Annotated in this window: 1 pseudogene; it reads left to right on the top strand. The window is 54.5% G+C overall.

Features of this window, described 5'->3' with window-relative positions:
• Positions 1-1378 (top strand): annotated as a pseudogene (locus HMPREF2955_RS08880) (RHS repeat domain-containing protein); the annotation flags it as partial.

Here is a 1378-nt window from a genome sequence, read left to right on the forward strand (position 1 = left end):
GTCACTGCCGAGACGCTCTACGATGCAGCAGGCAACAAACTGCAAGGCACGCAGAACACCTATGAACTCAAACAGCAGGCAGACACGACGGTCTTCTTCCCCGCCCTCGTCTCCGTAAAACAGACCATTTACGACAACAACGAGTCAGGCAGCATGAGCACTACCGTGCACAACACTTATGATGCTTACGGTAACCTCGCTTCCTATAAGGAAACGGCAACGAACTACGAGCTGGATGCCGATATAGCCTACCACGACTTGCAGGCAAAATACATCGTCTCCGTTCCCAAGCACATCGCCGTAAAGGATAAAGGAGGAAAGGTTTACCGCGAACGTTCCACGCAAATCAACGGCAATGGTGACATCACCAACATCACCATGCACAACGGCGATAAACCGTCGGTCTACGACATGGCCTACGATGCCTATGGTAATCTTGCAAGTCTCACCAAGCCCGAGAACCATAGGGGACAGCGCATGCGCTACGACTACACTTACGACGACGTGCTCCATGCGCTGGTGACGAACATAAAAGACGCCTACGGTTACACCTCTTCCACCGTCTACGACTACAAGTGGGCAGTGCCCTTAGAGACTTCCGACCTCAACGGCAACAAAATGCGCTATACCTATGACGGCATGGGGCGTCCATCAACCATCCTTGCCCCCAAGGAATTGGAGTCGGGCAGGCCCTATACGCTGAAATTCGAATACCATCCGGCAGAGCGTTACGCCCGAACTCTGCATTACTCCCCCGAGGGCGACATCGAAACTTATACTTTCGCCGACAGCCTGATGCGCGCCGTGCAAACCAAACAAACGGGTGTGGTGTGGACAGGCGGAAGCAATCAAAAGGTTTCCATTGTCAGCGGCCGTGCCGTTGTCGATGCCTTCGGGCGTAACATAAAGGCGTTCTATCCCACCACGGAGAGCTACGGCAGCATCGGTACGTACAACACCACCACGGGCGACCCGCAGGCAACCACCGAATACGACGTTTACGACCGCACGACAAAGGTTACGCTGCCCGATGGGGCTATGACTACGACGGCCTACGGCATCGTTTCCCATGACGGTGAGCCAATGCTTGAAACAAAGGTGACCGATGCCCTCGGACGCCATGCCGAGAGCTATACCGACGAGAAAGGACGCAACCGTGAGACGGTGCAACATGCTTCGGGCGATAACATCACCGTGAAGTACGACTACGATGCCATAGGGCAAGTAACCACCGTTCATCATCCCAACGATAAGACCACGACTTACGAGTACGACCTCTTGGGACATAAGCTCAAAGTGAATCACCCCGATGCAGGAGAAGTGACCTGCACCTACGACGCGGCAGGCAACCTCCTGACCAAGCTCACGGCAGAACTCA

This window comes from Prevotella sp. HMSC073D09, assembly GCF_001814145.1.
Lineage (GTDB): Bacteria > Bacteroidota > Bacteroidia > Bacteroidales > Bacteroidaceae > Prevotella > Prevotella conceptionensis.